This is a genomic window from Bradyrhizobium sp. KBS0727, assembly GCF_005937885.2.
In the GTDB taxonomy this organism is placed as follows: Bacteria; Pseudomonadota; Alphaproteobacteria; order Rhizobiales; family Xanthobacteraceae; genus Bradyrhizobium.
Map to the genome: position 1 here is coordinate 2,906,982 of NZ_CP042176.1, position 26,960 is coordinate 2,933,941.

A 26,960-nucleotide genomic window follows, 5' to 3' on the forward strand; every position below is an offset into this window, starting at 1 on the left:
GTGCCCGAAATCCATCGCACCGGTCGTGCCGCGTCGCCGGGTCTCGCCATCGGACCAGTCACCGTTCTGACGGTCGCTTTGGAGCGCCGTAGGACACCGGGCGATCCCGCACAGGAATCCGCCGCGCTGAAGGCAGCGATCGAAGGCGCGACGGCCGAGCTGGCCGAATTGATCGAGGCGGAGCAGGGCGAGGCGGCGGACATTCTGGAATTCCAGGTCGCGATGCTGGAAGACGACGCGCTGGCGGAGGGCGCATTTCGCGCCATCTCGACCGGTACTCCTGCCGACCAGGCCTGGCGCTCGGTGCTCGATGCAGAGATCGCGGGCTATCGCTCGGCGGAAGACGAATATTTCCGCGCCCGCGTCGCGGATCTCGTCGACATCCGCGACCGCGTGCTGGTGTGCCTGAATGGCGCGGAAAAGTCCGCGATCACCGGCGGCTCTATCGTCGCAGGCGACGACATCTCGCCCTCCGCTTTCCTCGCGGCGGACTGGAGGCATGGTGGTGCGATTGTGCTTGCCGCGGGCTCATCATCCTCCCATGTTGCGATGCTGGCGCGCGCGCGTGGCACTCCCATGGTCGTGGGACTTGGCTCCCTGTCATGGGAAGAGCGGCCGCCGGCCGTGGCACTCGTCGATGGTGATGCCGGCACCGTCATTTTCGACCCCGAGCCGGAGACGCGTCGCCTCTTCGAGCACCGCATGAGCGCCGCCAATGCTGCACGCGACATCGCTGACGCCGGTCGCGCCAAGCCTGCCATCACGGCAGATGGCCGGCGCATCACGGTGCTTCTCAACATTGCCTCACCCGAGGATCTTGCCGACCTGGATTCGGCGATCTGCGACGGCATTGGCCTTGTGCGAACGGAATTCCTGTTCGAAGCCTCCCAAGGCCTGCCGGACGAGGAAACCCAATACGCGGTCTATCGGCGCATTCTCGATTGGGCGGAAGGAAGGCCCGTTACAATCCGCACGCTCGATGCCGGCGGCGACAAACCCATCTCAGGGTTGACGATCGATGGTGAGAGCAATCCGTTCCTCGGGCTTCGCGGCATCCGCCTATCGCTTTCGCGGCCGGAGGTATTCCGCCTACAACTCAGGGCGCTGGCGCGTGCGGCTGTGCATGGGACGCTGAAGGTGATGCTGCCGATGGTCGCCGTTCCCTCGGAACTCGACCGCGCGCGCAGGCTTCTTGACGACGAGATCGAGGCGCTGAGAGCGCAAGGGATCGCCTGCGCCCGGCCGCTGCTCGGTATCATGGTCGAGATACCGGCGGCAGCGCTCTGCGCCGGGGATTTCGAGGCCGGATTCTATTCAATCGGCTCGAACGACCTGACGCAATACACGATGGCCGCGGCGCGCGACATCGGCGCGGTCGCCGACCTCAACGATACCGGTAATCCAGCCGTGCTGGCACTCATCGCCCTTACGGTTGAGGCTGCACGCGCGCGCGGAGTCGAGGTCTCGCTCTGCGGCGACGCGGCTGCCGATACCCGCCTGACGAAGGCGCTACTCGCGACTGGGCTCACAACGCTCTCGGTATCGCCAGTTGCCGTTGCCCGGCTCAAGGCCACGATTGCTACGGTGAATCCATGACTAACGATGAAAGCGAACAAGCCCACCGGCCGGGCGATAGCAATGTCGCGGACTACAAGGCCATCCTGCGGCGGGTGCTCGACAACCGGCCGTCCGGGACACGCCTGAAGCTCGCGGCGGCGTTGGGCAAGAATCGTTCGTTCGTAACCCAGATCACCAATCCGGCCTATCTGGTGCCGATACCGGCAAAGCACGTCGCAATCATCTTCGAGGTCTGCCACCTTTCCGGAGCCGAGCGCGCGGCATTCATCGAGGCCTATGGACGGGCGCATCCCGGGCGCCTGCGCGCGCCCCATCGCGAAGCGCGCACCCGCAACATCACCGTGACCGTGCCCGACCTCGGCGACGAAAAGAAAAACCGTTCGCTCGAACAACTCGTCGTCGATTTCGCGGCGCAACTTGCGCGTTACGCCGAGAGCGTCGGCTGACGGGTTCATCCGAACCGCAAGTAACAATCGGGAGGACGTTCATGAAAAAGCTGATCAACGACGCCGATGCGGTACTCGAAGAGAGTCTTGATGGCTTCGCGGCCGCCCATGCCGATATCCTGCTTCTTGGTGCGGAGCGCAAATTTGTCCGTCGCCGCACCCTGAAGCAGGGCAAGGTCGCGCTGATTTCGGGAGGCGGCTCGGGACACGAGCCGCTCCATGCGGGCTATGTCGGCCTTGGCATGCTCGACGCAGCTTGCCCGGGTCAAGTCTTCACCTCGCCGACACCGGACCAGATGATCGAGGCCGCGGAGGCCGTCGACACCGGCGCAGGTGTGCTTTTCATCGTCAAGAATTACGAAGGCGATGTGATGAATTTCACCATGGCTGCAGAGATGGTCGGGCGAGAAGTTGCGAGCGTGGTGACGAACGACGACGTGGCGGTCGAGAGCTCGACCTACACGACCGGTCGTCGCGGGGTCGCGGGTACGCTGATCGTGGAAAAGATGGTCGGTGCCGCGGCCGAGACCGGAAAGCCGCTTGCCGCGCTCAAATCGCTCGGCGACGAGGTCAACCGGCGCACGCGCTCGATGGGGGTCGCGCTATTACCATGCACCGTACCGGCGGCGGGGCGGCCGAATTTCACATTGGCCGACAATGAAATGGAAATGGGCGTCGGAATTCACGGCGAGCCTGGCCGGCGCAGGGTACCGCTGGCGTCTGCCGATGCGATTGCCGAGGAACTCGTTGGCGCGATCCTCAAGGACCTTGCGCCGAAGCAGGGGAGCGAAGTGCTGCTTCTCGTCAACGGGTTTGGCGCAACGCCACTGATCGAACTCTATTTAATGGTCAACAGCGCAAAACGAATTCTAGACGGTGCGGGGATCACGACGACGCGTTTCCTGACTGGTTCCTATGTTACAGCCCTCGATATGGCCGGCGCCTCGGTCACCGTATCGGTGCTCGATGCCCAGTCGAAGTCTCTGTGGGATGCGCCCGTGCACACGGCGGCGCTGCGCTGGGGCACTTGATCTCGGCGTTCTCGCGCTCACCCTGGCCCTTGGAGTGGGAGTTCTCGTACGAGGCTAACGCACTCAAGGCCAGCACATGCGTGTGCAGTCGGGTCTCCGTGTGCACTATGTGTGCACTGAGAACGCATTCGGGTGATTTTCGCTTCCAATCTGGTCATGTATGATCCTAGAAAACCAAATCTGCGGAAGTTTAGTCGCGCTTAAGTTCTCAGTCGGTCCAATCACTTGCAGGATCGAGTGGAAACAAAATAGATAAATGAAATGAACGGCTTACGCTGGAAATTCTCCGTCGCACCCATGATGGACTGGACCGGGACATCTCGAAAAGCGAACTACAATCAGCTCTTAAGCGCGGTCTCGATCGTCTGTGCAGTACCAAATGCAGTACCGATCTGGTTTTGAGGTGCGCGCAGGCGATTGATGTCGCAATTTGGTGCGCATTGGGTCACTCGCGCGTAGCGCAGCGTACTACGCCAATCTGCGCGATTGTGCTCCCGGACCAAGGCGGCGTTTGGTCTCGCTTATCGTTCTGGTGGAGCTGCGAATATCGCGCCCGTCGTTGTCACCGCTCGCTGCTTGGGCTCGGCAGAATTTGAAAAGCTCAGATGGTCGCCAACGGGTGCGCCGCGTTGCGAAGGGCTTGGGGCGTGGCACTGAAGGTACGAAGGAAACTGCGCCGCATTCGCTCGCGATCGCCGAATCCCGTCTCGCGAGCAATTTCCTCGATTGGCAGCCGGCCTTGCTCGAGCATGAACCTGGCGGCCTCGAGGCGCAGGTTTTCAATTGCCTTTGCCGGCGAAAGGCCGGTCTCTGTCCGGAACACTCGACTAAATTGTCGAGGGCTTAGTCGGGCAGCGTCGGCCAACAGCTCAACCGTCAGCGGTTCGCGAAGGTTCTGCTTTGCGAAGGCCAGCGCTATTTGAACGCGATCGGATTTGGCATCGAGCTGCAGCATTGCGGAATGCTGCGATTGACCGCCAGCGCGGCGATGATGGACGACAAGCACCCTCGCGGTGCGTTGCGCTGCCTGCTGGCCCAAGTCGCGTTCGATGAGACCGAGCGCGAGATCAATCCCGGCCGTCATCCCAGCCGACGTCCACACGGGTCCGTCGGCAATGAAGATCCGATCCATTTCGACGGTGACCTTGGGGAATCGCCTGCCAAGTTCCTCGGCACGCAACCAGTGCGTGGTCGCGCGCCGGCCGTCCAGAATTCCCGCTTCCGCCAGCGTGAACGCTGCAATGCAGACTGAGGTGATACGCCTTGTCGTTGATACGGCTTCGCGCAAATAGGCAACCGTGCGTGGCGATGGCGGCACCAAATCCGGCGCCGAGCCCACCATGAGCGTGTCAAAACTGCTTTCGCCCAGCGGTTCGGTATTCATCGTCCAGCCGAGCGAGTTTGTAAGTGGTCCACCTGTCTCCGACAGAATTCGGAGATCATAGAAGCGCTCGCCGGCCACGAGATTGGCTGCTTCAAATGCCGAGATCGGCGCGAAGCTCATTACGCTGAAGCCTGTCGGCAAGAGGAGCCCGAGTCGCAAAATAGTGGCCTCCCAATCGGCGGACGAGGTAGCTGCCGGCGATCCGTTAGGACATGGGGTCAAACGCCCCGACGTTCAACCCAAACGAGGAACCCTAGTCAAATCTGGGCGCCGCCGCAGGACATATTTGCCTCCATTCGGGACATTTCGCCGCTGGGCGGTTCGAACGTTTCGCGCACGAGGGCCGCCACGTCTGAACGCCATGTCTTGAATCGCGGCATCTCCGACCTTCGTGGAACCGATGGTGCCATATAGAAGTCACTTGGGAAATTGCCGTGGAGTGTTTGAACCTTCCCGTTGTCCAGGGGGCGTGCTCCGGGAGCTTACGATGGATCCCTACAGACAGGTGGTTTTGGCGGCGCGGCCGAGGGGCTTGCCCCGGGCGGCTGATTTTTGTCTGCAAACCGGTCCAATGCCCGATCCGCTTGAGGGACAGGTCCTCGTGGCGACGAAGTTTCTTTCGCTGGATCCCTACATGCGCGGACGCATGAACGACGCCGAGTCCAATGCCCCGCCAGTCAACGTCGGCGGTGTTATGGAGGGGGAGGTCGTCGCCGAGGTCGTCCGTTCGCGGCATCCATCCTTTAGCCGAGGAGAGCTTGTCCAGGGGCGGATCGGCTGGCGCACACACGCGGCGGTCGCAGCGCGAGACCTCCAAAGGGTGGACACCGGGCTTAGCCCCCCTGAGACCTCACTGGGCGTCCTGGGAATGCCCGGGTTCACTGCCTACGCAGGCCTTCGAGCCATCGGGCAACCCAAACCGGGAGAAACAGTCGTCGTCTCGTCCGCGGCAGGCGCAGTCGGATCCGTGGTCGGCCAACTGGCCCAATTGGCGGGCGCTCGCGCCGTCGGCATCGCCGGAGGCGCGGCAAAGTGCGCGTACGTGCGCGACGAGCTTCGATTCGACGCCGTCGTTGACCACAAGGCCCGCGGCCTCTCGAAGGCGCTCGCGGCTGCATGCCCCGACGGGATCGATGTCTACTTCGAGAACGTTGGCGGGCCGATCTGGAAGGCGGTCTTGCCGCTCCTAAACCGCTACGCCCGCGTTCCCGTCTGTGGCTTGATCGCACATTACAACGGGGACGCACCCGCCGAGCCGAATTCTGTCGCTGAGACGATGTTGGCGATCCTTCGGCGAAGCCTACTGATCAGGGGCTTCATCAACACGGAGTTCGCACCAGAACTCTACCGAGCCTTCCGCTCGGAGATTACGCCGTTGGTCCACTCCGGACGCATTCGCTATCGGGAGCATGTTGTCGAGGGCTTGGAAGCGGCCCCACAGGCATTCATCGGCATGCTCGAGGGACACAACTTTGGGAAAACGCTTGTGCGGGTTTCCTGACGGGTCTTATCCAGCTATCAGCGACGCCACTTCTTGCGGATGTGACAGCATCGCAACATGGCTGGCGGCAACCTCAACAACCGCCGCGCTCAGGCGCTTGGCCATGCTCCGCTGCAGGGCGGGCCGGATGGCACGGTCGTTCGTTGCGACAAGATAACGACACGTCTTGCCGCGCCATGCCGGCGCGGACACTGTTCCACCCAACGCAGCACCTGCTGTTGGCGACTGGGCGGAGTAGAGGACCAGCTTTTCCGTGTCGGTCAGATCCTGCGCAAAGGACTCGCTCACGCCCGATTGAGTGAGCTTAAGATACCCCTCTGCGTCAGGGCGGATTTCCGCACCCAGCGGTGCGGGCTCGACGCTCGCACCGAGAGACCCTGCCGACTCACCCGCGTCCGGGGCGAAGGCCGCGATGTACACGAGCGCCTCGACCTTCGGGTCGTTTCCCGCCGCGGAGATGACGGCGCCGCCGTAGGAGTGGCCGGCAAGGATGATTGGACCCGCCGCAAGCGCGATAGCCCGCTTAACCGTCGCCACGTCGTCACCGAGTGACGTCAGGGGAAGCTGCACGGCGGTGATTGAGTGACCTCTGGCGGCAAGCAGCGGGATCACCTTCGCCCAGCTCGACCCGTCTGCCCAAGCCCCGTGCACTAGAATTACATCTGATGGCTTCGCCATACCGTTCTCATCCCAGTGGGTTCGATTGCCTCGCCTCGGGGCTGCTCTGCCGCCAAGGTTACTGGCTTTCAGCACCCGGACATATGTCGGAATTGCCGCTTATTCGGCCATCCGAGGCACGCGACGGAGCTCGATAAGGCTGCCACGTGGCGTGGAGGATTCACTCGTAGCCCGAAGCGCCTCCTCACGGTGATGCAAGCAGTGGCCGAAAAGGAGGCATCAACGACATGGCGCGATGAACCAGCGTCCGCCTAGGTTCCCCCGGCGCGGTCGCATCGATGCGGTCCTACGAGGCAGCGAACGTCACATCGGCGGCCCGCTTTATTGAGGTCGACGAGAGGGAGGTGAACCGTGGCTGAGGACGCTGGACCGCTGCGGGTTATTGAGGAGTCGCCCGCATATTGGCGCATTGTGTTCGACTATCCGCCTTTCAACATCGTCGACGCCACATTGTACCATGCCTTGCAGGGCTTGCTGGCGCGCATGGACGCGAGCCCGTGCCTACGCGTCGTCGTCTTCGAAAGCGCGAATCCTGAGTTCTTCCTCGCCCACTTCGACCTGACCGGAAAGACCGGCAATATCACGACCGCGGTCGGACTTTCCGGCCTGCCGATCCTAATAGACACGTTCGTGCGCATCACCAGATCTCCGGTGGCGAGCATCGCGAAGATTCGAGGTTGCGTCCGTGGAGTCAGCAGCGAATTCGTGCTCGCCTGCGATATGCGCTTTGCGTCGCGCGAGAACACGTTGCTGGGCCAACCGGAAGTCGGAGTCGGGGTGCATCCCGGCGGCGGCGGCACCGAGCGCCTCCCGCCGCTGGTCGGCCGCGGCCGCGCGCTCGAAATCGTTCTTGGTGCCAACGACTTCGACGGCGATACCGCGGCACAATACGGGTACGTCAACCGCGCGCTTCCAGACGAGGAGCTGGACGGCTTTGTTGATGCACTTGCCCGACGGATCGCCACCTTCGATGGGCGCGCGATCGCGGCGGCAAAGCGTCTCATCAACCAGGTGTCGTTGCCGTCCGCCGACAATCTTCTCAGCGCCCTCAACTCGTTTCAAACGGCATTACGCTGGCCTGAGACGCTGCAGAGAGTCGAAGCTTTGCTTGAGCAGGGTCTCCAGCAGGACAGAAGCTTCGAACGCCAATGGCCTGCCATGCTCGGCTCGCTCGGCGAGAAATAGTTTCAACCGAGTTGCCGGTGGAAAAGAGACGCGTGACACGCGTCGATCGTAACAATCAGGGAGTACGGGAATGACCGATCAAACAAGTCTGGGGCTGCGTTCGCTAGTGAAGCAGGACGGAGCACTCGAACTATCGCTCGCTCAGGTGGCCGTGTCGCCGCCAAAGGACGACGAGGTGATCGTTCGCGTCGAGGCCACGCCGATCAATCCCTCCGACCTTGGGCTCTTGCTCGCTGCGGCCGACATAAGCTCCGCGAAGACCTCGGGCAAAGGTGCGGAAACGGTGGTGACGGCGTCGATTGCGCCTGTGGTGATGCGCGCGCTGGCCGGGCGAATCGGCAAGTCGATGCCTGTCGGTCTCGAAGGAGCGGGCGTGGTGACAAGCGCCGGCGCGTCGCCGGAAGCCCAAGCGCTGATCGGGAAGACCGTGTCGACCTTCGTCGGAGGGATGTACGGGCAACTTCGGAAAGTCAGGGCCGCCGACTGCCTGGTTTTGCCCGCCGGAATCAAGCCGGAAGAGGCAGCGTCGGCCTTCGTCAATCCGCTAACCGCTCTTGGTATGGTCGAGACCGCCAGACGGGAGGGACACAAGGGCCTGGTGCATACGGCCGCGGCGTCGAACCTTGGCCAAATGCTAAACCGGCTCTGCCAGGCGGATGGGATTCCCCTGGTGAACATCGTCCGCAATGAAGAGCAGGTCCAAATTCTGAAGGGCCTGGGGGCGAAGCATATCGTCAACTCGGCTCAGGCAAGTTTCAGAGATGATTTGATCTCGGCTCTCAAGGCGACGGGCGCAACACTCGCCTTTGACGCCATCGGCGGAGGCAAGCTCGCTGGCCAGATCCTCAACGCCATGGAGGCGGTCGCTGCCGGGGCGTCCGCAGAGACGTACAACATGTACGGTTCTTCCGTTCACAAGCAGGTCTACGTCTATGGTACCCTCGATCCCTCACCGATTGAGCTGACGCGTGGCTCCGGCATGACGTGGGGTATCGGCGGCTGGCTGCTCTTTCACTTCTTGACCAAGGTCGGTCCAGAGGTCGAGGCCCGGTTGAAAGCACGGGTTGCCAGTGAAATCAGGACGACCTTCGCGAGCCGCTACGCCCGCACCATCTCCCTGCTTGAGGCACTCGATCCCGACGTCATCGCGGCCTACGGCCGCCGAGCGACGGGTGAGAAATTCCTGATCAACCCGAACCTGGCTGTCGAGTAGGCGGTCGATCCCCGCGCTCATGATGGGCAGGCGCGCGGCGTAGCTGTCTTGGCGCGTGCGCGCCCGTCCCGCCGAACCGTCGATAGGCGTGGCGCGCACCGCCGGCTTCAGCGCACTCGGTTGTCACGTCTCATGGGTGATTATGGTGCGCGCACTTGACGCGATCCTCGCGCATTTTCGTTGCGACTAGGCTTCGGCCTGGCAACCACCGCAACAGTTCGTGCTCACGACTGGCGAAGTGGCCGGAAGAACGTCCGTACGTCCTCGACCAGAAGTTCGGGCTGCTCGAACGCGGCAAAGTGACCGCCCTTGGGCATGTCGCTCCAGTGCCGGATGTCAGTGAAGCGGCTTTCCATCCATTTACGCACCGGCATGATGATCTCCTTCGGGAAAACGGCGACTCCGGTCGGTACAGCGACCGGGGGCGCCGTGATACGCTTCCAGCCGAAACTCTCCCAATAGAGCCGCGCCGATGACGCGGCGGTCGCCGTCACCCAGTAAAGCATCACGTTGTCGAGCAGTTCGTCGCGGCTCAGGATGTTCTCGGGATGGCCGTTGCAATCGGTCCAGGCCCAGAACTTCTCCAGAATCCACGCCGCCTGGCCCGCGGGTGAATCGGTGAGGCCGTAAGCCAATGTCTGCGGCCGTGTCGACTGCTGCGTGGCATAGCCGGAATCCCACTCGCGGTAGAACTCGATGCCGGCGAGGGCCCGCGCCTCCTCGGGCGTGGGTTGTCCGGTGACGTTGGGCCGCGAATTCATTGCCAGCGTGACGTGGATACCCGCGCAATGCTGCGGATCGAGCGAACCGAGCGAGGCGGTAATCGTCGAGCCCCAGTCGCCACCCTGCGCACCGTATCGCGTGTAGCCAAGGCGGGCCATCAAAGTCGCCCACGCCGACGCGATCCGATCGACACCCCAACCCGTGGTCGGCGGCTTCGCGGAGAAGCCGAATCCGGGGATGGACGGACAGACCACGTGAAACGCATCCGCGGCCTCACCGCCGTGCGCGGTGGGATCGGCCAGCGGTTCGATCACCTTATGAAACTCGACCACCGAGCCTGGCCAGCCATGCGTGATGACCAGCGGCATCGCCCCTGGATGGCGAGAGCGCATGTGAATGAAGTGAGTGTTCAGTCCGTCAAGCTCGGTTGTGAACTGGGGAAAGCGGTTGAGCCTCGCCTCGCGGCGTCGCCAATCGTACTCCTCGGCCCAGTATTGGCAGATCTCCTGGATCCATTTGAGCGGCGCGCCCTGGCTCAAATCGTTGACGAGTTCGGCGTCCGGCCAACGGGTGTTGCGAAGTCTCGCCTTAAGGTCGGCGAGCACGGCGTCGGTGACGGAGATGCGATAGGGCGTGATCGTGGTCATGGGATTGCGGCTTCCTTCTTCAGATCAGTGGTATCCGAAGTCGACAAGGTCGCGCCCGGCGAGCGGACCGCCCGCTTGCTGCATGCGGCCGCCGACCGCGAGGCTGCCAAGATGAATGGGCGCGAAGCCGAAGCTCGCGATCAGCTCCTTCACGAATTCGACGGGCTCCGCGTGATCTCCGGATACGAAGATGACGCGGCGGCCGCCGTTCTTTGCAGGCCCTTCGTTGAAGCGTTCAACGATAATCGAATTGAACGCCTTTACGACTCGGGCGCCGGATGCCAGCGCAGCCACAACTTCGCTCGCGCCCTTGTCACCGAGATCCGCCAATACGAGTTCGGGGCTGTACGCACTGAACGGGTTCGTCGCGTCGATGAGGACCCTTCCGCTCCACGACGGCAGGCCCCGAAGTGCGCCTTCGACATTCGGCCAGGGGACGGCGAACAGGACATACTCGAGGCTCGCCGCTTCCGCGATCGTGGCGGCAGATGCACCGTTCCCGAGTCCGGCGACCACGCCGGCAAGGGAGGCCGGGCCGTGTCTGTTGCTCAATACTACTTGATGGCCAGCCCGCAGGGCCTCTCGTGCGAATCCAAGCGCTACCGCGCCGGCACCGATCGTTCCGAACCTCACGATGCCGCTCCATGCACGCTAGTGGAGCCAACAGATAACTTTCGTCCGGCAACGCCTTCCATGTCATTGTTGCCTCCATTCCGGCCATGCGGCTGGTCGCGGAAACTCCTCCGCAGATCTGTCTCGAAAGGAGGCATCTATGTCATCACCCGAGCCTGGACATCGCGGGTAGGGTTGGCTCGGTCGCTACAGGGGGCCAGACAAGATGTCATCCCTTCTCGATAAGGTATTGGAGGCCCATGGCGGCTTCGACAGATGGCAACGCTTTTCACGAGTTGAAGCGGACGCTGTCACCGGCGGCGGCCTCTTCCCGTTGAAAGGGCTCATGCCCGATCCCAGCACACGCCGGATGACCGTCTGGTTGAAGGAGGAGCGCGCTTCAGTGACGCCCTTCGGAGCGGCCGACCAGCGCACGTCGTTTACGCCGGAACATCTGTCGATCGAGAAGTTGGACGGGGCGGTCGTTGCGGAATGGGCCTTTCCACGCAACGCCTTTATAGGACACGGCTTGAGTACCGCTTGGCGGGCTGAGCATCGCGCATACTTCAACGGCTACGCCATGTGGACCTATCTCAACACTCCATTTCTCCTAAAATGGGATGGCGTCGTGGTCGAGGAAGAAGAACCGTGGCATGAAGGCAATGAAGTTTGGCGGGTCCTGCGCGCGTATCTGCCAGGTCGACTGGCCAGCCATGGTCCGCTTCAGCGTTTCTATTTTGGACCTGATCGTCTGCTTCGGCGACACGACTACAACGTTGAAGTCGCCGGAAACTTTGCCGCAGCGCAGCTGACAACCGAATATATCGAAGCAAACGGAGTAAAGCTCCCTTCACGTCGAAGAGCATTTGCCATGGGGCCTGATCGCCGACCGATCCCTGAATTACTGATGGTGGCGATCGACTTCAGCAACGTTGTTTTTAGTTGAATCGAAAGGGGGCAGGCCGACTGGCCCGCTCTCACTGTTCCGACCGCGCAAGAGCGGAGCGGTGTGAACAAATAGGTCGCGTGCGTGGCCTCGGCCATGGCCCGTAGAGAGGCAATTACGACCTTTGGGCACCGGCAGAACCGCCATACGGTCCTCGCGCCCGGCAAAAATCCAGGCAGAGAGTCGCCAATGACCGAGATTGATCGACGGACCTTCATTGCCGTTACCGGGGCTGTGGCCGCCACTCTGGCGTCCCCCGGATCTGCAAAAGCCTGGCAGGCCAATGCAGCAACGGACAACGCGAAAGGAAACAAAATGAGCAACGTGACGACCAGGATCACCACCGACAAGCAGGTGCCGGGCCATTGGCGGGTGACGCTCAATCATCCACCGATCAACACAATCGACGATCAGATGTACGACGAGATCTTCGACCTGGTCGAAGCAATCGAGGCCGAGCCGTCCCTCAAGGTCGTGACCTTCGAGAGCGCCAATCCGGATTTCTTCCTCGCCCATTATGGCGTGGGGGAATCGACCAGCCGCTTCGGCAAGCCGCGTTGGATCGAGGCGGCGAGCCGGCTCGCCCACAGCAACGTTGTCAGCATCGCAATCGTACGCGGCCGGGCTCGTGCGGGTGGCGCCGAGTTCGCCTTGGCCTGCGATCTTCGCTTCGCCAGTCGAGAGAAAGCTATCTTTGGTCAACCAGAGGTCGGATTCGGCCTGATTGCGGGCGGGGGCGCGCTCGACCGGCTGCCCCTCATGGTCGGGCGCTCGCGGGCAATCGAGATCGCGCTCGGCGGAGATGATTTCGATGCCGAGACGGCAGAGAGATATGGCTGGATCACTCGCGCCATCCCGGACGCGAAGCTCGATGGCTTCGTCGCCAATTTCGTGCGCCGCATTCTGTCGTTCGATAGCCAGGCGCTGAATGCCACCAAGGCGATCCTCAATCGAAGCGGCATTCCCCGCCAGGCTGAGCTTCAATCGACGCAAGTGATCTTCGGCGGGACCCTGAGGTCTCAGGTAGCACTCCAAAAGATGACCAAATCCCGTGAACGCGGCCTTGGGACCCCCGGCGAGTTCGAACTCGACCTCGGTCGCAAGATCGCGGACCTGTAGGCAAGTAGATTGGGTGAAGTCGAGCGCATCGCCGCCGACTCGCGAGACAACTCGTGGACCTGTTGGCGCGTCGAGCCGGCGGCAGATCGTCTATTGGCCAGAGTGAACACGATCAGGGAGGGGTCGACGATGCAGGCAAACAAGCTGTTTGATCTCAGCGGAAAGGTTGCGCTGGTGACGGGCGGTTCGCGCGGCATCGGATTCCAGATGGCCGAGGCGCTCGGTGAGATGGGCTGCAGGCTTGCGATCAGCGCGCGAAAGCAGAGCGAACTTGATGCCGCGTCGGCCGCTCTCCGGAAAGCGAATTTCGAGGTCCTGACCATCGCGAACGACCTCGGCGCTGCGGCCGCCGCCGCCGCGAGCCTCGTCGGCGCGGTGCTCGACCACTATGGAAGGATCGACATCCTCGTCAACAACGCGGGGACGGTGTGGGGCGCCCCGGCCGTCGAGCACAGCCCGGAAGCCTGGCGCAAGGTGATGGGGCTGAACGTCGATGCGTGTTTTCACGTTGCGTGCGAGGTCGCGCGCCGCTCGATGATCCCCAATAAGTCCGGCAAGATCATCAACATCGCGTCGATCGCGGGGTTCGGCGGTCCTCGCCCCGACGGCGGGGGCTTCTCGGTCGCCTACAATACAAGCAAAGGCGCGCTGATCACGCTTACCCAAGCGCTCGCGACCGAGTGGGGCAAGCACAACATCAACGTCAACGCCATCTGTCCGGGCTATTTCCCGACCAAGCTGTCGGCCGGGCTGGCAGAACGGGCCGATGAGATCGCGAAGGTCACTCCGCTGGGCCGCGTCGGCGGCGACGACGATATCAAGGGGCCGGTCGTGTTCTTCGCCTCTGAAGCGTCGCGCCACGTAAGCGGTCAGGCGCTTGCGATCGACGGTGGCGGCTCCGCCGTAATCCTGAATTGACGGGCACGAAAAGAGCTTCGAGGAACATCTCCTCATAATCGAAACGTAAGAAGGAAGCGGTTGGAATGGATATCGGGATAATCGGGGCCACGGGCAACATTGGGCAGCGCGTGGTTCGAGAGGCGGTTGGCCGTGGTCATCGGGTCACCGGATTCACGCGAGACCTAGCGAAACCAGGGGAAGCTGACCCCAACATCGGCTGGAAGGCGGTCGATGTGCTCGACGCCGACTCGGTGCGTCGCCACATCGGGGGGCTCGATGTACTTATCAGTCTCTACCAACCCGGCAACGCATCGAAGGACTTCGGTGACTCGGTTACACGCGCGATCGCGGATCCCTCCGTCTATGTGACCGCCGCAAAGGCGCTTTTGTCCGGTCTCGAGGATCATCCGCGGACGCGGCTGATTGTGGTCGGAGGCGCTGGCAGCTTGGAAATTCGTCCGGGCGTGACGAGTGCCGATTCTCCAGAAGAGCTGCGGCGGGGCCTCGAGCTTTTGGGACTTCCAGGCGACTATGAGGCCGCGGTGCGCGGTCATCGCGACGCTCTGAATGTCTATCGAATGTCGAACCGGCTCTGGACCTATTTCAGCCCGGCGGGCTCAATTTACGCCGGCGAGCGCACCGGCCGATTCAGACTGGGCGGCGATCAACTGCTCGTCGACGCGAACGGGCGGAGCCGGATTTCATTCGAGGACGCTGCCGTGGCCCTGATCGATGAGGCAGAGCTTCCACGGCACATCCAGCGCCGCTTCACCATCGGCTATTGAGACGAAAACGCATCCATTCTGCCGCTCAGGTCAACCGGATGTCCTGCAGCTTAGCGGAGGGTCATCCCCGCTCATGCGCTGATCCTTGGCCCGACTGATCGCTTGCGCCCGACGCAATTCGAACGTGTGACCCTTGCCTTCAGCGTCGAAATTTTCTTCGGGTTGCTGACTCGCTCGAATGCGCTGGCGCTGGAGTCTTTATCGGATCGCGCATATCGCGCTGTAAAATAAGAAAAAACTGACGCACCCGACACGATTCGAACGTGTGACCTTTGCCTTCGGAGGGCAACACCCGTTCTTCGAGCCCAATGTGGGCTGAAGCTTTTGCAACGCTGATAGCGCAACCGCCAACCCCGGGATCGCCGACCGCAGGTTTCCTTGCTCTATCGCCGCCGAAACTGCGATGGCACTTGTTCTATCCTAGGCGTGGCCAGTGCGGCGCGTTACTTTGCGGCCGAAGGCAAACGGGATTGGTAAAGAGGGTCGGAACTAGCGCGGTACTGCATGAGCTCGTTCGGTACTGCAATGCTGTACCGGAGAAGGTACGGTGCCATCGAGGGACAACAGGGTGATCGACTTAAGAACTTGAAATGAAAGGAAAATGCCCCAATAGTCAGCTTTGAACTTCTGTCGGCCCAAAACTCAGCTATTCCGGATCAGACGATAAAGCGAAATAACATCAACATGTTAGCGCATCGATTTTGCATTGCGCCCATGATGGACTGGACCGACCGGCATTGCCGTGTCTTCCACCGTCTGATGACGCGGCGAGGCCGGCTCTACACGGAGATGTTGACGACCGGTGCCATCATCCATGGCGACCGCCAGCGGCTGCTGGGCTTTGATGCCAGCGAGCATCCGGTGGCGCTGCAGCTTGGCGGTTCCGACGCGCGCGATCTCGCCACGGCCGCCAGGATCGGCGAGGATTTCGGCTATGACGAAATCAATCTCAATGTCGGCTGTCCGTCCGACCGGGTGAAGGACGGCCGGTTCGGCGCCTGCCTGATGGCGGAGCCTGAACTGGTCGCCGAGGGCGTTGCCGCGATGAAGCGCGCGGTCAAGATTCCCGTCACCGTCAAATGCCGGATCGGCATCGACGACCAGGATCCGGAAATCGCGCTCGACGTGCTGGCGCGCGGTGTGATCGCGGCGGGCAGCGACGCCCTGATCGTGCATGCCCGCAAGGCCTGGCTCAACGGACTGTCGCCGAAGGAAAATCGTGACATCCCGCCGCTCGATTACGACAGGGTCTACCGTCTGAAGGCGGCGTTGCCGGATGTGCCCGTCATCATCAACGGCGGCATCAGCAGCATCGCGGAGGCAAGGCTTCACCTCGATCACGTCGACGGCGTGATGCTGGGGCGGGCGGCCTATCAGGAGCCGTGGCGGTTGCTTGACGTCGATCCGGAATTGTTCGGCGAGGCGGCGCCGTTTGCCACCATGAAGGACGTGTTCGCGGCAATGCTTCCCTATATCGAGCAGCAACTCGCGCAAGGCACGCGGCTGCATTCGATGACGCGGCATTTCGTCGGCGCGTTCCACGGCGTCAAGGGCGCACGTGCGTTCCGCCGTCATTTGGCCGAAAACGGCGTCAGGGCAGGGGCCGGCGTCAACGTTCTGGTCGATGCGATGGCGCTAGTTGACGGCGGTGCGCCTGCGTCGATGGCTGCCTGAACCATTGATGCTGCCGGTAACGTCGGGATAGCCGTGCAGCTTCAACCTGTCGGCCTGCACGCCCCAGCTCTCCAGCCGATCGAGAAAACTCATGCCGAGCAGGTTGGTTTTCATCTGTCCGCGCTGCACCACCAACGCCGGAATTGACTTCTCAACGAGATGGCCGACCGCGAGACGGTCGATGGTCAGCCGCGCCGCCTTGGTGTGACCGCCGGCGGTTTCGACGTCGACGTTATATTCCAGCATATCGAGCGGCAGTCCGATCGCCTTTGCGGTTTCCCAGGTCAACACCACCGAGGTAGCACCCGTGTCGATCACCATCGGCGCCTTGACGCCGTTGATCTTGACGTTGAGTGCGAATTCGCCGGCCTGGCCCCGCGCAATCTCGACCGCGGGCGCCGGTTTTACGGCGCTCCGCCCCAGCATATGGGAGACCTGTTCGCTGGCGCGCGCGATCTGATCGGGATCGCCATAGGCGATCACGGCGCCGGCGGTGGCGGCGAGCATCACGAGAACGAGCAGGATGCGGCTCATGGCACGCCTCCGTCGATTCCTCGGCCGATCAGCCGCGGTTGGGCTGCGGCGCCATCGGCGCGAGGCCCGCATCGGCCATACGCTCCGCCAGCCGCTCCATCACGGCCAACCGCTCCGCGCTGTCCATCTTGTGCCAGCGCGCGATCTCCGGAAGCGTTCGTCCGCAGCCGAAGCAGAGTTTGGTCCTGGGATCGATCATGCAGACTGCGATACACGGCGTTTCTTTGCTCATTGTGGAAGTGTGAAATGGTTTGCCCGCTTGCGCAAGCGCCCCCGTTACAGTCCGGTCCCGGCACTCATGATCGGTTTGTTGCGCGCCCGACGCTTGGCTTCGGTGGGAGCGGTCGCGGTTTCCGGCTGCAGGGGCGGGGCTTCCTCGGCCATCGGCGCCAGAGCCGACATCACGCGCTCCGGCGGGAAGGTGACAATGACTTCGGTGCCGATCCGCAGCTTCGATTTCAGCGTGAAGGTGCCGCCGTGCATGTCGATCAGGCTTTTCGCGATCGGTAGACCAAGGCCGGCGCCTTGCTCGGCCGACTTGATCGAGTTGGAGCCCTGGCCGAACGACGCCAGCACGATCGGGATCTCGTCCTCGGCAATGCCGGAGCCGGTGTCCTTGACGCTCAGATACTGACCACCGGACGCGGTCCAGCCGACCTTCAGCCAGATCTCGCCGCCCTGCGGCGTGAACTTGATCGAGTTCGACAAGAGGTTGAGCACGATCTGGCGCGTGGCGCGTTCGTCGCCCCAGATCCGCGGCATGCCCTGTTCGAACACTTCGTGGATGGTGATGCCGCGGCTGGTCGCGCGCAGCTTCAGGAGGTGATGGCAGTCGGCGACGACATGCACCAGCGACACCGCTTCCTCGTTGAGTTCGTAGCGGCCGGCTTCGATCCGCGACAGGTCGAGAATCTCGTTGATCAGGTTGAGCAGATGGACGCCCGAATTGTGGATGTCGGCGGAATATTCCTTGTAGACCGGCACGGTATGCGGGCCGAAGATTTCACTCTTCATCACCTCGGAGAAGCCGAGGATCGCATTCAGCGGCGTGCGCAATTCGTGGCTCATCTGCGCCAGGAACCGCGACTTGGCGACGTTGGCGGATTCGGCGCGGTGCCGCGCCTCGTCGGAAATCGCCTTGGCCTGTTCGAGTTCGCCGATCAGCGCGTCCTTTTCGGCGCGCGCTTCCAGCGTCGCCAGCGTGGTCGAGTGCAGGCGATGCGCAAGCAACGCGAAATAGCCTTCGGCGGCGATCGCCAGCAGCGCCAGCACGTAATTGTCGAACGTCCCGGCCAGCACGAAATTGAGCGCGATCGCGGCCGTCACCGGCGCGGTCGCCGCCAGTGCCGCGATCGGCAGGCTTGCCGCCAGCATGCTCGATACCGCAATCACCAGCAGCATCAGGAACATCATCATCGTGTTGGAGACGACGTCGAGCCCCGCCGGATGGATCAGGATCGCGGTCCAGCACAATCCGTAGAGCAGGTCGAGCAGCACGAAGCGGATGCGCCATTTGCGCGTCGCGGCGAGCGACGGCTTCTCGGCGAGGAATTTGGCGCAGTTGCGGATGATCGCGGCGTGGATGCAGAGCATGCCGACGGTCCAGGCCGCGGACCACAGCGGTTGCATCCACAGGCCGAACAGCACGCCGGTGGCAACCACCAGCAACATCACGACATAGGAGGCCGACATCCGGGTCTGGGCGTATTGCCGGAGCAACTCGGTGTCGAAAGCCGGACGGGTTCCCGAGGTCGACGTTAACCGGTCGCGGGCCTCGCGCACCCGCTGCGCCGCGGCGCGCCGGCTGTTGACCGGCGCTGCTGCAGGCGTTTCGGCCGGAAGCTGGACGACTTCGGGCTTTTCTGCGGGATTACTCATCAAACAACACAAATCCTGCCCGCGAACGGCGCGAGCTTTTGCATTGTCTATCTGTGGCGCGAAATCATTAACCCTTACCTTAAAGGGCTAAAGAAAACCGTTAACGGGTAGTTAAATTAACGTTTGGCGGCAGTGGCTTCATCCTTCGAGACGCATCGCTTTGCGATGCTCCTCAGGATGAGGTCTCAGGATCCTCACGAGGTCTGAGACCCTCATGGTGAGGAGCGCGTTTTCGCGCGTCTCGAACCATGAGGCCACAAGACCAGCCGTTACGAAACCAGTTCAGCGCTGCAACCTCGCCAAGAGACTCGACGTATCCCAGCGCTTGCCGCCCATTTTCTCGACCTCGGCGTAGAACTGATCGACCAGCGCGGTCACCGGCAGGCTGGCGCCGTTGCGGCGGGCCTCGGCGATGCAGATCGAAAGGTCCTTGCGCATCCATTCGACCGCGAAGCCGAAATCGAACTTGTCTTCGTTCATGGTCTTGTAGCGGTTTTCCATCTGCCAGGACTGCGCTGCGCCCTTCGAGATGGTTTCGATCACGGCTGGAACGTCGAGGCCGGATTTCTTGGCGAAATGAATGCCTTCGGACAGGCCCTGGACCAGGCCGGCGATGCAGATCTGGTTGACCATCTTGGTCAGTTGGCCGCTTCCCGCGGGTCCCAGCAGCTTGCACATCCGCGCATAGGCCGCGATCACAGGCTCGGCGCCGGCATAGGCGTCTTCCGTGCCGCCGCACATCACGGTCAGCACGCCATTCTCGGCGCCGGCCTGTCCGCCGGACACCGGTGCGTCGATGAACTTGAAGCCGGCCTTGGTGGCCGCGGCATCCAGCTCGCGGGCGACCTCGGCCGATGCGGTGGTGTGGTCGACGAATACAGCGCCCTTCTTCATGCCGGCGAAGGCGCCGTCGGCGCCAACCGTGACGGCGCGCAGATCATTGTCGTTGCCGACGCAGCACATCACAAAATCCTGGCCTTCGGCGGCGGCCTTCGGCGTGGCGGCGGCGCGGCCGCCGAACTTGTCGGTCCAATCCTTCGCCTTGGCCGCGGTGCGGTTGTACACGGTCACGTCGTGGCCGCCTTTTTTCACCAGATGTCCTGCCATCGGGAAACCCATGACGCCGAGACCGAGAAAAGCGACTTTAGCCATGTGTGCTACCTTGTCTTACCTTGGGGTTTTCTTGGGGGTTTTGACCGGACATTGAACTGGCCGGACGGTGTTCTCTGCGTTTTCGAGAGCCGGAGAGGGGGCCCCGGAGGCGGGAACCGCACCATAAACCCTGCGTCATGAAGGGCAACGGCTTCGTTTGGTGGGCGAGCCCGGTTTTGTGCTAGGATCGGCCGCGCGTTTAAGACTTCACAAAAAAGGGAGTGACATCGCATGGGCGTCAGCGTGGGCGTGCTTGACCATTTCAATATCCGGACCCGGAATCTTGCCGACACGGTCCGGTTCTATGAGGACGTGATGGGGCTGGAGAAGGGCCCCCGGCCCAACTTCGCCTTTCCCGGCGCCTGGATGTACAGCGAGGGCAAGGCGGTGGTGCACCTGGTCGATATTTCAAAGACCGACGAGCCGCAGAAGCCGGATTCCGGCGTCGTCCATCACGTCGCGTTTGCCAGTTCCGGGTTCGACGGCATGAAGAAGCGGCTCGAGTCCAAGGGTATGGCCTATGACTCGCGACAGGTTCCGGGCGGCGATCTCTGGCAGATCTTCGTCGACGATCCCAACGGGGTCATGATCGAACTGAACTACGAGGCCGCCAAGGAAGGCGGCGTGGTGGCGCCGGCCGAGCGGCGGGATGACGTCGGGGCGAGGTAGCCTTTTGGGCGGTTAGGCTCTATCTGTCGCATCCGAATGCCATAGCGTTTTCGAGCGAAGCATGCCCTCGGACTTGATCCGTGGGTGGAATCCGGTTCGTATAGCAATCAAGTTTACGCAGATTGCGTAGACTTATCTGCGGTAGAAAACGCGTCAAAACAAAAGTAAAGCCCGGTTCTGATGTAATCAGAACCGAAGGCTATTAGGAGATGCGCGGTGAGCGTTACGCAGCAACAGGTTCTCGATGCCCTCGCCAAGGTGGCGTCGCCGCGCGGCGTTCCCCTGACCAACGCCAATGTGCTGTCGGAGATCGCGGTCACTGACGGCAAGGTGTTCTTTTCGATCAATGTCGACGCGGCGGAAGCCCGCGCCTGGGAAAGCGTGCGCGTGCAGGCCGAAGCCGCCGTGCGCGCGATCCCCGGCGTGACGGTCGCCATGATCGCGCTGACGGCCGAGCGCAAGGCGGGGTCGCCGGCGGCCGCGCCGCAAGCCGCGCCGCATCGCCATTCGCATGCTCATGCTCCCGGTGTGCAGCCGGTCGCCGCCCACAAGCCGCCGCAAAGCCCGGCGTCGCCGATGTCCAAGCAATCGGAAATTCCAGGCGTCGCCGCTGTGATCGCGGTGGCCTCGGGCAAGGGTGGCGTCGGAAAATCGACCACCGCGCTCAACCTGGCGCTGGGCTTGCGCGACCTGGGCTTACGCGTCGGTCTGCTCGATGCCGACATTTACGGCCCTTCGGTGCCGCGGCTGACCGGCATTCACGAGAAGCCGCAACTCGACGATAACCGAAAGATGATTCCGATCCAGCGCTTCGGGCTTTCGATCATGTCGATCGGCTTCCTGGTCGAGGAAGATACCGCGATGATCTGGCGCGGCCCGATGGTGATGTCGGCGATCACCCAGATGCTGCGCGATGTGGCGTGGGGCACGCTCGATATTCTCGTTGTCGACATGCCGCCCGGCACCGGCGACGCGCAACTGACGCTGGCGCAGAACGTGCCGTTGAAAGGGGCGGTCATCATCTCGACCCCGCAGGACCTTTCCCTGATCGACGCGCGGCGGGGACTGGCGATGTTTCGGAAGGTCAACGTGCCCGTGCTCGGCATCGTCGAGAACATGAGCTACTTTCAGTGCCCGGAGTGCGGCACGCGATCGGATATTTTCGGCCACGGTGGCGCGCGGCACGAGGCGGAGCGGCTGGGCGTGCCGTTCCTCGGCGAAATCCCGCTGCATATGTCGATCAGGACCTCTTCGGATGCCGGTAATCCGGTGGTCGCCAGCGAGCCCGACGGGCCGCACGCGGCGATCTATCGCGCCATCGGCACCCAGGTTCGCGATCAACTCAAAGCCGCCATCGCCGCGGCCTGAGGCCGCGAAATGGTGCCTGAAATCGCACCGCGCCATGCGGTATGCGACTTTCGTTTAATCAGTGCAGTCATGCCTTCGTCGCGTTTTCGAACGGCCAACTTCCGTGCTAAGCCGCCCCGGCCAGAGCGCCCCGGATGACGTGGAATTCGCCCGCCGGAGGACCGCTCGAGGAAATATGGGAAACGCCCCGTCTCAAGGAGAGATTGAATGAAGCGTCGTGATTTTTTGAAAGTTTCAGCGGCCGGTGCTGCCGCGACGGCCGTCGCCTCGCCGGCCATCGCGCAATCGTCGCCTGAGATCAAGTGGCGTATGACGTCGAGCTTCCCGAAATCGCTCGACACCATCTATGGCGGCGCCGAGCAGGTCTCGAAATACGTCGCCGAAATGACCGACAACAAGTTCCAGATCCAGGTGTTCGCGGCCGGCGAAATCGTTCCCGGCCTGCAGGCGCTCGACGCGACCTCCAACGGCACCGTCGAGATGTGCCACACCGTTTCCTACTACTATGTCGGCAAGGATCCGACTTTCGCGATCTACGCCTCGGTGCCGTTCGGCCTCAACGCGCGCCAGCAGAACTCCTGGTGGTACCAGGGCGGCGGCATGGAGCTCGGCAACGAGTTCTTCAAGAAGTTCGGCGTGATCGGCTTCCCCTGCGGCAACACCGGCACGCAGATGGGCGGCTGGTTCCGCAAGGAGATCAAGACGGTTGCCGATCTCTCCGGCCTCAAATTCCGCATCGGCGGCATTGCCGGACAGGTTCTGCAGAAGGTCGGCGTCGTGCCGCAGCAGCTCGCCGGCGGTGACATTTATCCGGCGCTCGAAAAGGGCACCATCGACGCCGCCGAGTGGGTCGGACCGTATGACGACGAGAAGCTCGGCTTCGCCAAGGTCGCGAAGTACTACTACTATCCGGGCTTCTGGGAAGGCGGCCCGATGGTGCACGCCTTCACCAACCTGGAAAAGTGGAATTCGCTGCCGAAGAACTACCAGGCGATTCTCACCAATGCGATGGCGAACGCCAATAGCTGGATGGCCGCGCGCTACGACATGCAGAACCCGACGGCGTTGAAGCGTCTGGTTGCCGGCGGCACGCAGCTGCGTCCGTTCACCAACGAAGTGCTGGAAGCCTGCCTGAAGGCGACCAACGAATTGTGGGGCGAACTCTCGGCCAAGAACGCCGACTTCAAGAAGTCGATCGACGCGATGCAGGCCTACCGTTCCGACCAGTATCTGTGGTGGCAGGTTGCCGAATACACCTTCGACACCTTTATGATCCGCTCGCGCACGCGCGGCTGATCTGATCCTGACTAGAGCGTTTTCCAGCGAAGTGGAAACCGGCTCGCGTTAAGAAAACGCGTCAAATCAAAAATCTAGAGCCCCGTTCCGATTCCATCGGAACGGGGCTCTAGCGAAATGAAGCCCGGTCCCGGCAAGGGGGCCGGGCTTTTTGCGTTTTCGGACCTGTTCGGGATGGATATCCGGAACCGGATGCTCCATGCTGGCCGCAGGCCTCGACACGAAGGCTGAATGACACAACCAACAGGGACGGATGCAATGAAGCGAAGAGACTTTATCAAGGTCACCGGCCTCGGTGCCGCGGGTGCGGCGACGCTGGCTGCGCCGGCCATCGCGCAGTCGATGCCGGAGATCAAGTGGCGGATGACGACGAGCTGGCCGAAATCGCTCGATACGCTGCACGGCGGCGCCGAGATGATGGCCAAGTTGGTCGGCGAAGCCACCGACAACAAATTCCAGATCCAGACCTTTGCGGCAGGCGAGATCGTTCCGGGTCTGCAGGTGCTCGACGCGGTGCAGAACGCGACCGTCGAAATGGGCCACACCGCCTCCTACTATTACTTCGGCAAGGACCCGACCTTTACGTTCGGCTCGTCGGTGCCGTTTGGACCGAACTCGCGCATCAACCAGGCCTGGTACATGCTGGGCGGCGGCAAGGAGCTCCTGAACGAGTTCTACAAGAGCTACAACGTCACCTCGCTGCTGGCCGGCAACACCGGCTGCCAGATGGGCGGCTGGTTCCGCAAGGAGATCAACACCGTCGACGATCTCAAGGGACTGAAATTCCGCATCGGCGGCTTTGCCGGCCGCGTCATGCAGAAGCTCGGTTGCGTCCCGCAGCAGCTTGCGGGCGGCGACATCTATCCGGCGCTCGAGAAAGGCACGATCGACGGCGCCGAATGGGTCGGTCCCTATGACGACGAGAAGCTCGGCTTCTTCAAGGTCGCGCCGCACTACTACTATCCCGGCTGGTGGGAAGGCGGCCCGATGCTGCTGGCGATCGTCAACCTCGACAAGTGGAACGCGCTGCCGAAATATTATCAAAGCGTTCTCGAGCAGGCCGGCCACTTCTCCAACAACTGGATGATGGCGCGATACGACCAGGCCAACCCGACGGCGTTGAAAAAACTGCTCGCCGCCGGCACCAAGCTGCACGCATTCCCGCCCGCTGTGATGGAAGCCTCGCTCAAGGCGGCAAAGGAACTGCACAGCGAAGTCGCCGCGACCAACCCCAACTTCAAGAAGCTGTTGGAATCGTTGACCAGCTTCTCCAGCAACGGCTACCAGTGGTTCCAGGTCGCCGAAGTCGGCTACGACAATTTCATGGCGCGCCACTCGCAGAGCTGATCCATAGCGTTTTCGAGCGAAGTGGGTACCGGTTCGCGTGAAGAAAACGCGTCAAGAAAACCATTCGAAGCCGACGCAAACAAAAAACCCCGGAGCGAAAGCTCCGGGGTTTTTCACGTCGGCAGGTGATCTCAGCTATTTCGAAGGCTGGCCGAAATCGAGCGGTGGCAATTCGATCTGCGGCACCTCGATCCTGACCTTGGAGAGGTCGACGTCGAGTGGCTTGTCGAGCAGGCCGGTGACCACGACCGGGAAGGCGATCACGATCGCCACCATGATCAGCTGCAGGCCGATCCAGGGCAGCGCGCCCCAGTAGATGTCGGAGCTCTTGACTTCCTTCGGCGCGACGCCGCGCAGGTAGAACAGCGCGAAGCCGAACGGCGGATGCAGGAACGAGGTCTGCATGTTGACGCACAGCATGACGCCGAACCAGATCAGCGCGGCATCGGGGCCGACCACCGGCGCCAGCACCTTCTGCGCGATCGGCGCGATCATCGGCAGGATGATGAAGGCGATCTCGAAGAAGTCGAGGAAGAACGCCAGGAAGAAGATGAACAGGTTGATGAAGATCAGGAAGCCCCAGACGCCGCCCGGGATCGAGGTCAGCATGTGCTCGAGCCAGACGCCGCCGGAGACGCCGAGGAACACCACCGAGAAGCAGGTCGAGCCGATCAGGATGAACACCACCATGGTGGAGATGCGCATGGTGGTCTCGTAGCCCTGCTTGATCAGGTCGCGCAGGTCCGGAATGCGGACGGCCTCGAGGCAGATCCAGACCACGGCGATGTAGACCACCGCAAACGTCAGCTTGAACAGCTTGCCGTCGCCGAGCAACATGCCGATGATCGTGCCGATGCCGGTGGCGATGATGCCGACGAGGACCATCTTGTGCCCGGTTGAGCTGAGCTCCTTGTGATGGATCGCGGCGAGCACGATGGCGCCGATGGCGCCCATTGCGCCGGCTTCCGTCGGCGTCGCCAGGCCCAGCATCATGGTGCCCAGCACCACGAAGATCAGCACGGCAGAGGGAATGATGCCGAGCAGGCACTTCTTCCACAGCGGCCAGCCGGTCAGCGTCAGCGCTGTCTTGGGCACTGCCGGGACGTGGCTCGGCTTGATGATGCTGAGCAGGAAGGTGTAGCCGGCGAACAGGAAGATCTGGAACACCGAGGGTCCCCAGGCGCCGAGATACATGTCGCCGACCGACTTGCCGAGCTGGTCGGCGAGCACGATCAGCACCAGCGAGGGCGGCACCAGTTGCGTGATGGTGCCCGAGGCCGCCAGCACGCCGGTGATGTAGCGCATGTTGTAGCCGTAGCGGATCATCACCGGCATCGAGATCAGCGCCATGGCAATGACCTGCGCCGCCACCGTGCCGGTGATGGCGCCGAGGATGAAGCCGACGATGATGACGGAATAGCCGAGGCCGCCGCGGATCGGGCCGAACAGCTGGCCCATCGAATCCAGCATGTCTTCGGCAAGCCCGCAGCGCTCGAGGATCGCGCCCATGAAGGTGAAGAACGGGATCGCCAGCAGCAACTCGTTGGAAAGCACGCTGCCGAAGATGCGGCCGGGGATCGCCTGCAGGAAGTTCAGGTCGAAGAAGCCGAGGTGGATCGAAAGAAAGCCGAAGGCGAGGCCGAGCGCGGCGAGCGTAAACGCTACCGGGAAGCCGATCAGCATGGCCAGAACCAGGCCGCCGAACATCATCGGCGGCATCATCTCCAGCGTGATCATTGCGTAGGCCTCTCGTATTTCGCATCGATCACGACATAACCCTTCAGTGCGGCGATGCGCTTGATCACCTCGGAGACACCTTGCAGCGCCAGCAGCACGAAGCCGACCGGAACCACGATCTTGATCGGCCAGCGCACCAGGCCGCCGGCATTGCTGGAAATTTCGCCGACATTGTAAGCCTGCATAAAGAACGGCCAGGACAGATAGCTGAGCAGCAGGCAGGACGGGATCAGGAAGCACAGCGTGCCGATCAGGTCGAGCCAGAGCTGGCCGCGCTCGGACAGCATCAGATAGAGGATCTCGACGCGGACATGCTCGTTGCGCTTGAAGGTGTAGGAGGCGCCGAACATCACGAAGATCGCGAACATGTACCACTGCAATTCGAGCCAGCTATTGGAGCTGTAGCCGAACGCGTAGCGGATCATTGCATTGCCGGCGCTGACCACGCAGGCCGCCAGCACGAGGAAGTTGCAGACGTCGCCCAGTTTCTGATTGAGCCAGTCGATACTTTCACTGATTGCCAGCATTGGGCGCATCACGTTCTCCTCGGACACGTC

25 protein-coding genes are annotated in these 26,960 nt (G+C 62.4%); 15 read left to right on the forward strand and 10 right to left on the reverse strand.

The features are described from left to right. From ptsP to dhaK, 3 genes are read left to right on the forward strand one after another with little or no spacing between them, the layout of a single operon-like run. Entirely contained in the window at nt 1-1,596 is a 1,596-nt protein-coding gene (gene ptsP / locus FFI89_RS13205) for a phosphoenolpyruvate--protein phosphotransferase (protein ID WP_138837165.1), read from the forward strand. Then, nucleotides 1,593-2,024 (forward strand): hypothetical protein, encoded by a 432-nt coding sequence (locus FFI89_RS13210; protein WP_138837167.1) that lies wholly within the window; start codon nt 1,593-1,595, stop codon nt 2,022-2,024. The genes ptsP and FFI89_RS13210 overlap by 4 nt, the downstream gene beginning before the upstream one ends. A gap of 41 nt (nt 2,025-2,065) precedes the next feature. Continuing rightward, nucleotides 2,066-3,055 (forward strand): dihydroxyacetone kinase subunit DhaK, encoded by a 990-nt coding sequence (gene dhaK / locus FFI89_RS13215; RefSeq protein ID WP_138837169.1) that lies wholly within the window; start codon nt 2,066-2,068, stop codon nt 3,053-3,055. 601 nt (nt 3,056-3,656) lie between these two features. Here dhaK and FFI89_RS13220 read toward each other — a convergent pair. Then, nucleotides 3,657-4,559, reverse strand: a complete 903-nt coding sequence (locus FFI89_RS13220) for a GlxA family transcriptional regulator (protein WP_138837171.1) — start codon at nt 4,557-4,559, stop codon at nt 3,657-3,659. A 367-nt stretch (nt 4,560-4,926) separates the two neighbouring features. Between FFI89_RS13220 and FFI89_RS13225 the strand changes: the two genes are divergently transcribed. Next, a complete protein-coding gene (locus tag FFI89_RS13225; RefSeq protein WP_138837173.1) occupies nt 4,927-5,940 on the forward strand; it encodes an NADP-dependent oxidoreductase in 1,014 nt (337 codons plus the stop codon). A gap of 6 nt (nt 5,941-5,946) precedes the next feature. On the opposite strand, the gene FFI89_RS13230 is transcribed toward FFI89_RS13225, so the two are convergent. Continuing rightward, nucleotides 5,947-6,552 (reverse strand): alpha/beta hydrolase, encoded by a 606-nt coding sequence (locus FFI89_RS13230; RefSeq protein ID WP_246669444.1) that lies wholly within the window; start codon nt 6,550-6,552, stop codon nt 5,947-5,949. A 417-nt stretch (nt 6,553-6,969) separates the two neighbouring features. On the opposite strand from FFI89_RS13230, the gene FFI89_RS13235 reads away from it, so the two are divergent. Both FFI89_RS13235 and FFI89_RS13240 read left to right on the forward strand, forming a co-directional pair. After that, nucleotides 6,970-7,803 carry an enoyl-CoA hydratase/isomerase family protein gene (locus FFI89_RS13235; protein WP_138837177.1) on the forward strand — a complete coding sequence of 278 codons (834 nt, stop codon included), beginning with the start codon at nt 6,970-6,972 and terminating at the stop codon, nt 7,801-7,803. Between the two features lie 70 nt (nt 7,804-7,873). Next, entirely contained in the window at nt 7,874-9,016 is a 1,143-nt protein-coding gene (locus FFI89_RS13240; RefSeq protein ID WP_138837179.1) for a zinc-binding dehydrogenase, read from the forward strand. Between the two features lie 224 nt (nt 9,017-9,240). Here FFI89_RS13240 and FFI89_RS13245 read toward each other — a convergent pair whose 3' ends face one another. Together FFI89_RS13245 and FFI89_RS13250 are read right to left on the reverse strand one after the other, a co-directional pair. Beyond that, nucleotides 9,241-10,386, reverse strand: coding sequence for an epoxide hydrolase family protein (locus tag FFI89_RS13245; RefSeq protein WP_138837181.1), 1,146 nt, complete (start codon nt 10,384-10,386; stop codon nt 9,241-9,243). A gap of 24 nt (nt 10,387-10,410) precedes the next feature. Then, entirely contained in the window at nt 10,411-11,019 is a 609-nt protein-coding gene (locus FFI89_RS13250) for an NADPH-dependent F420 reductase (RefSeq protein WP_138837184.1), read from the reverse strand. Between the two features lie 205 nt (nt 11,020-11,224). Here FFI89_RS13250 and FFI89_RS13255 point away from each other — a divergent pair, with 205 nt between their 5' ends. From FFI89_RS13255 to dusA, 5 genes are all read left to right on the forward strand, one after another. Beyond that, on the forward strand, nt 11,225-11,944 hold the full coding sequence (locus tag FFI89_RS13255; RefSeq protein ID WP_138837186.1) for a hypothetical protein: 720 nt from the start codon (nt 11,225-11,227) through the stop codon (nt 11,942-11,944). A gap of 189 nt (nt 11,945-12,133) precedes the next feature. After that, nucleotides 12,134-13,063, forward strand: coding sequence for an enoyl-CoA hydratase/isomerase family protein (locus tag FFI89_RS13260; RefSeq protein ID WP_168212882.1), 930 nt, complete (start codon nt 12,134-12,136; stop codon nt 13,061-13,063). Between the two features lie 9 nt (nt 13,064-13,072). After that, nucleotides 13,073-13,981, forward strand: a complete 909-nt coding sequence (locus tag FFI89_RS13265; protein ID WP_246669445.1) for an SDR family NAD(P)-dependent oxidoreductase — start codon at nt 13,073-13,075, stop codon at nt 13,979-13,981. 65 nt (nt 13,982-14,046) lie between these two features. After that, nucleotides 14,047-14,748, forward strand: coding sequence for an NAD(P)-dependent oxidoreductase (locus FFI89_RS13270; protein ID WP_138837190.1), 702 nt, complete (start codon nt 14,047-14,049; stop codon nt 14,746-14,748). Nucleotides 14,749-15,462: 714 nt separating this feature from the next. Beyond that, on the forward strand, nt 15,463-16,422 hold the full coding sequence (dusA, locus tag FFI89_RS13275) for a tRNA dihydrouridine(20/20a) synthase DusA (RefSeq protein ID WP_246669446.1): 960 nt from the start codon (nt 15,463-15,465) through the stop codon (nt 16,420-16,422). Here the strand turns inward: dusA and FFI89_RS13280 are convergent. From FFI89_RS13280 to FFI89_RS13295, 4 genes are all read right to left on the reverse strand, one after another. Further along, nucleotides 16,384-16,956 carry a TIGR02281 family clan AA aspartic protease gene (locus FFI89_RS13280; RefSeq protein WP_138837194.1) on the reverse strand — a complete coding sequence of 191 codons (573 nt, stop codon included), beginning with the start codon at nt 16,954-16,956 and terminating at the stop codon, nt 16,384-16,386. The genes dusA and FFI89_RS13280 overlap by 39 nt on opposite strands. Nucleotides 16,957-16,984: 28 nt before the next feature. Further along, nucleotides 16,985-17,188: a DUF1289 domain-containing protein gene (locus FFI89_RS13285; protein ID WP_138837196.1), complete on the reverse strand. Its 204-nt coding sequence runs from the start codon at nt 17,186-17,188 to the stop codon at nt 16,985-16,987. A 44-nt stretch (nt 17,189-17,232) separates the two neighbouring features. Further along, entirely contained in the window at nt 17,233-18,834 is a 1,602-nt protein-coding gene (locus FFI89_RS13290) for a HAMP domain-containing sensor histidine kinase (protein ID WP_138837198.1), read from the reverse strand. 282 nt (nt 18,835-19,116) lie between these two features. Continuing rightward, nucleotides 19,117-19,986, reverse strand: a complete 870-nt coding sequence (locus tag FFI89_RS13295) for an NAD(P)-dependent oxidoreductase (protein WP_138837200.1) — start codon at nt 19,984-19,986, stop codon at nt 19,117-19,119. A 231-nt stretch (nt 19,987-20,217) separates the two neighbouring features. On the opposite strand from FFI89_RS13295, the gene FFI89_RS13300 reads away from it, so the two are divergent. The 4 genes from FFI89_RS13300 (at nt 20,218) to FFI89_RS13315 (ending at nt 24,666) form a co-directional block, all read left to right on the forward strand. Further along, the gene (locus FFI89_RS13300) at nt 20,218-20,655 is read left to right on the forward strand and encodes a VOC family protein (RefSeq protein ID WP_138837203.1); all 438 of its coding nucleotides are present in this window, start codon (nt 20,218-20,220) and stop codon (nt 20,653-20,655) included. Nucleotides 20,656-20,871: 216 nt separating this feature from the next. Next, nucleotides 20,872-22,023 (forward strand): Mrp/NBP35 family ATP-binding protein, encoded by a 1,152-nt coding sequence (locus tag FFI89_RS13305; protein WP_138837205.1) that lies wholly within the window; start codon nt 20,872-20,874, stop codon nt 22,021-22,023. Between the two features lie 207 nt (nt 22,024-22,230). After that, on the forward strand, nt 22,231-23,319 hold the full coding sequence (locus FFI89_RS13310) for a TRAP transporter substrate-binding protein (RefSeq protein WP_074827997.1): 1,089 nt from the start codon (nt 22,231-22,233) through the stop codon (nt 23,317-23,319). 258 nt (nt 23,320-23,577) lie between these two features. After that, nucleotides 23,578-24,666 carry a TRAP transporter substrate-binding protein gene (locus tag FFI89_RS13315; RefSeq protein WP_138837207.1) on the forward strand — a complete coding sequence of 363 codons (1,089 nt, stop codon included), beginning with the start codon at nt 23,578-23,580 and terminating at the stop codon, nt 24,664-24,666. A gap of 135 nt (nt 24,667-24,801) precedes the next feature. Here FFI89_RS13315 and FFI89_RS13320 read toward each other — a convergent pair whose 3' ends face one another. Both FFI89_RS13320 and FFI89_RS13325 read right to left on the reverse strand, forming a co-directional pair. Further along, nucleotides 24,802-26,403, reverse strand: a complete 1,602-nt coding sequence (locus tag FFI89_RS13320; protein ID WP_138837209.1) for a TRAP transporter large permease subunit — start codon at nt 26,401-26,403, stop codon at nt 24,802-24,804. Beyond that, on the reverse strand, nt 26,400-26,939 hold the full coding sequence (locus FFI89_RS13325; protein ID WP_138837211.1) for a TRAP transporter small permease subunit: 540 nt from the start codon (nt 26,937-26,939) through the stop codon (nt 26,400-26,402). The genes FFI89_RS13320 and FFI89_RS13325 overlap by 4 nt, the downstream gene beginning before the upstream one ends. Nucleotides 26,940-26,960: the final 21 nt, after the last annotated feature.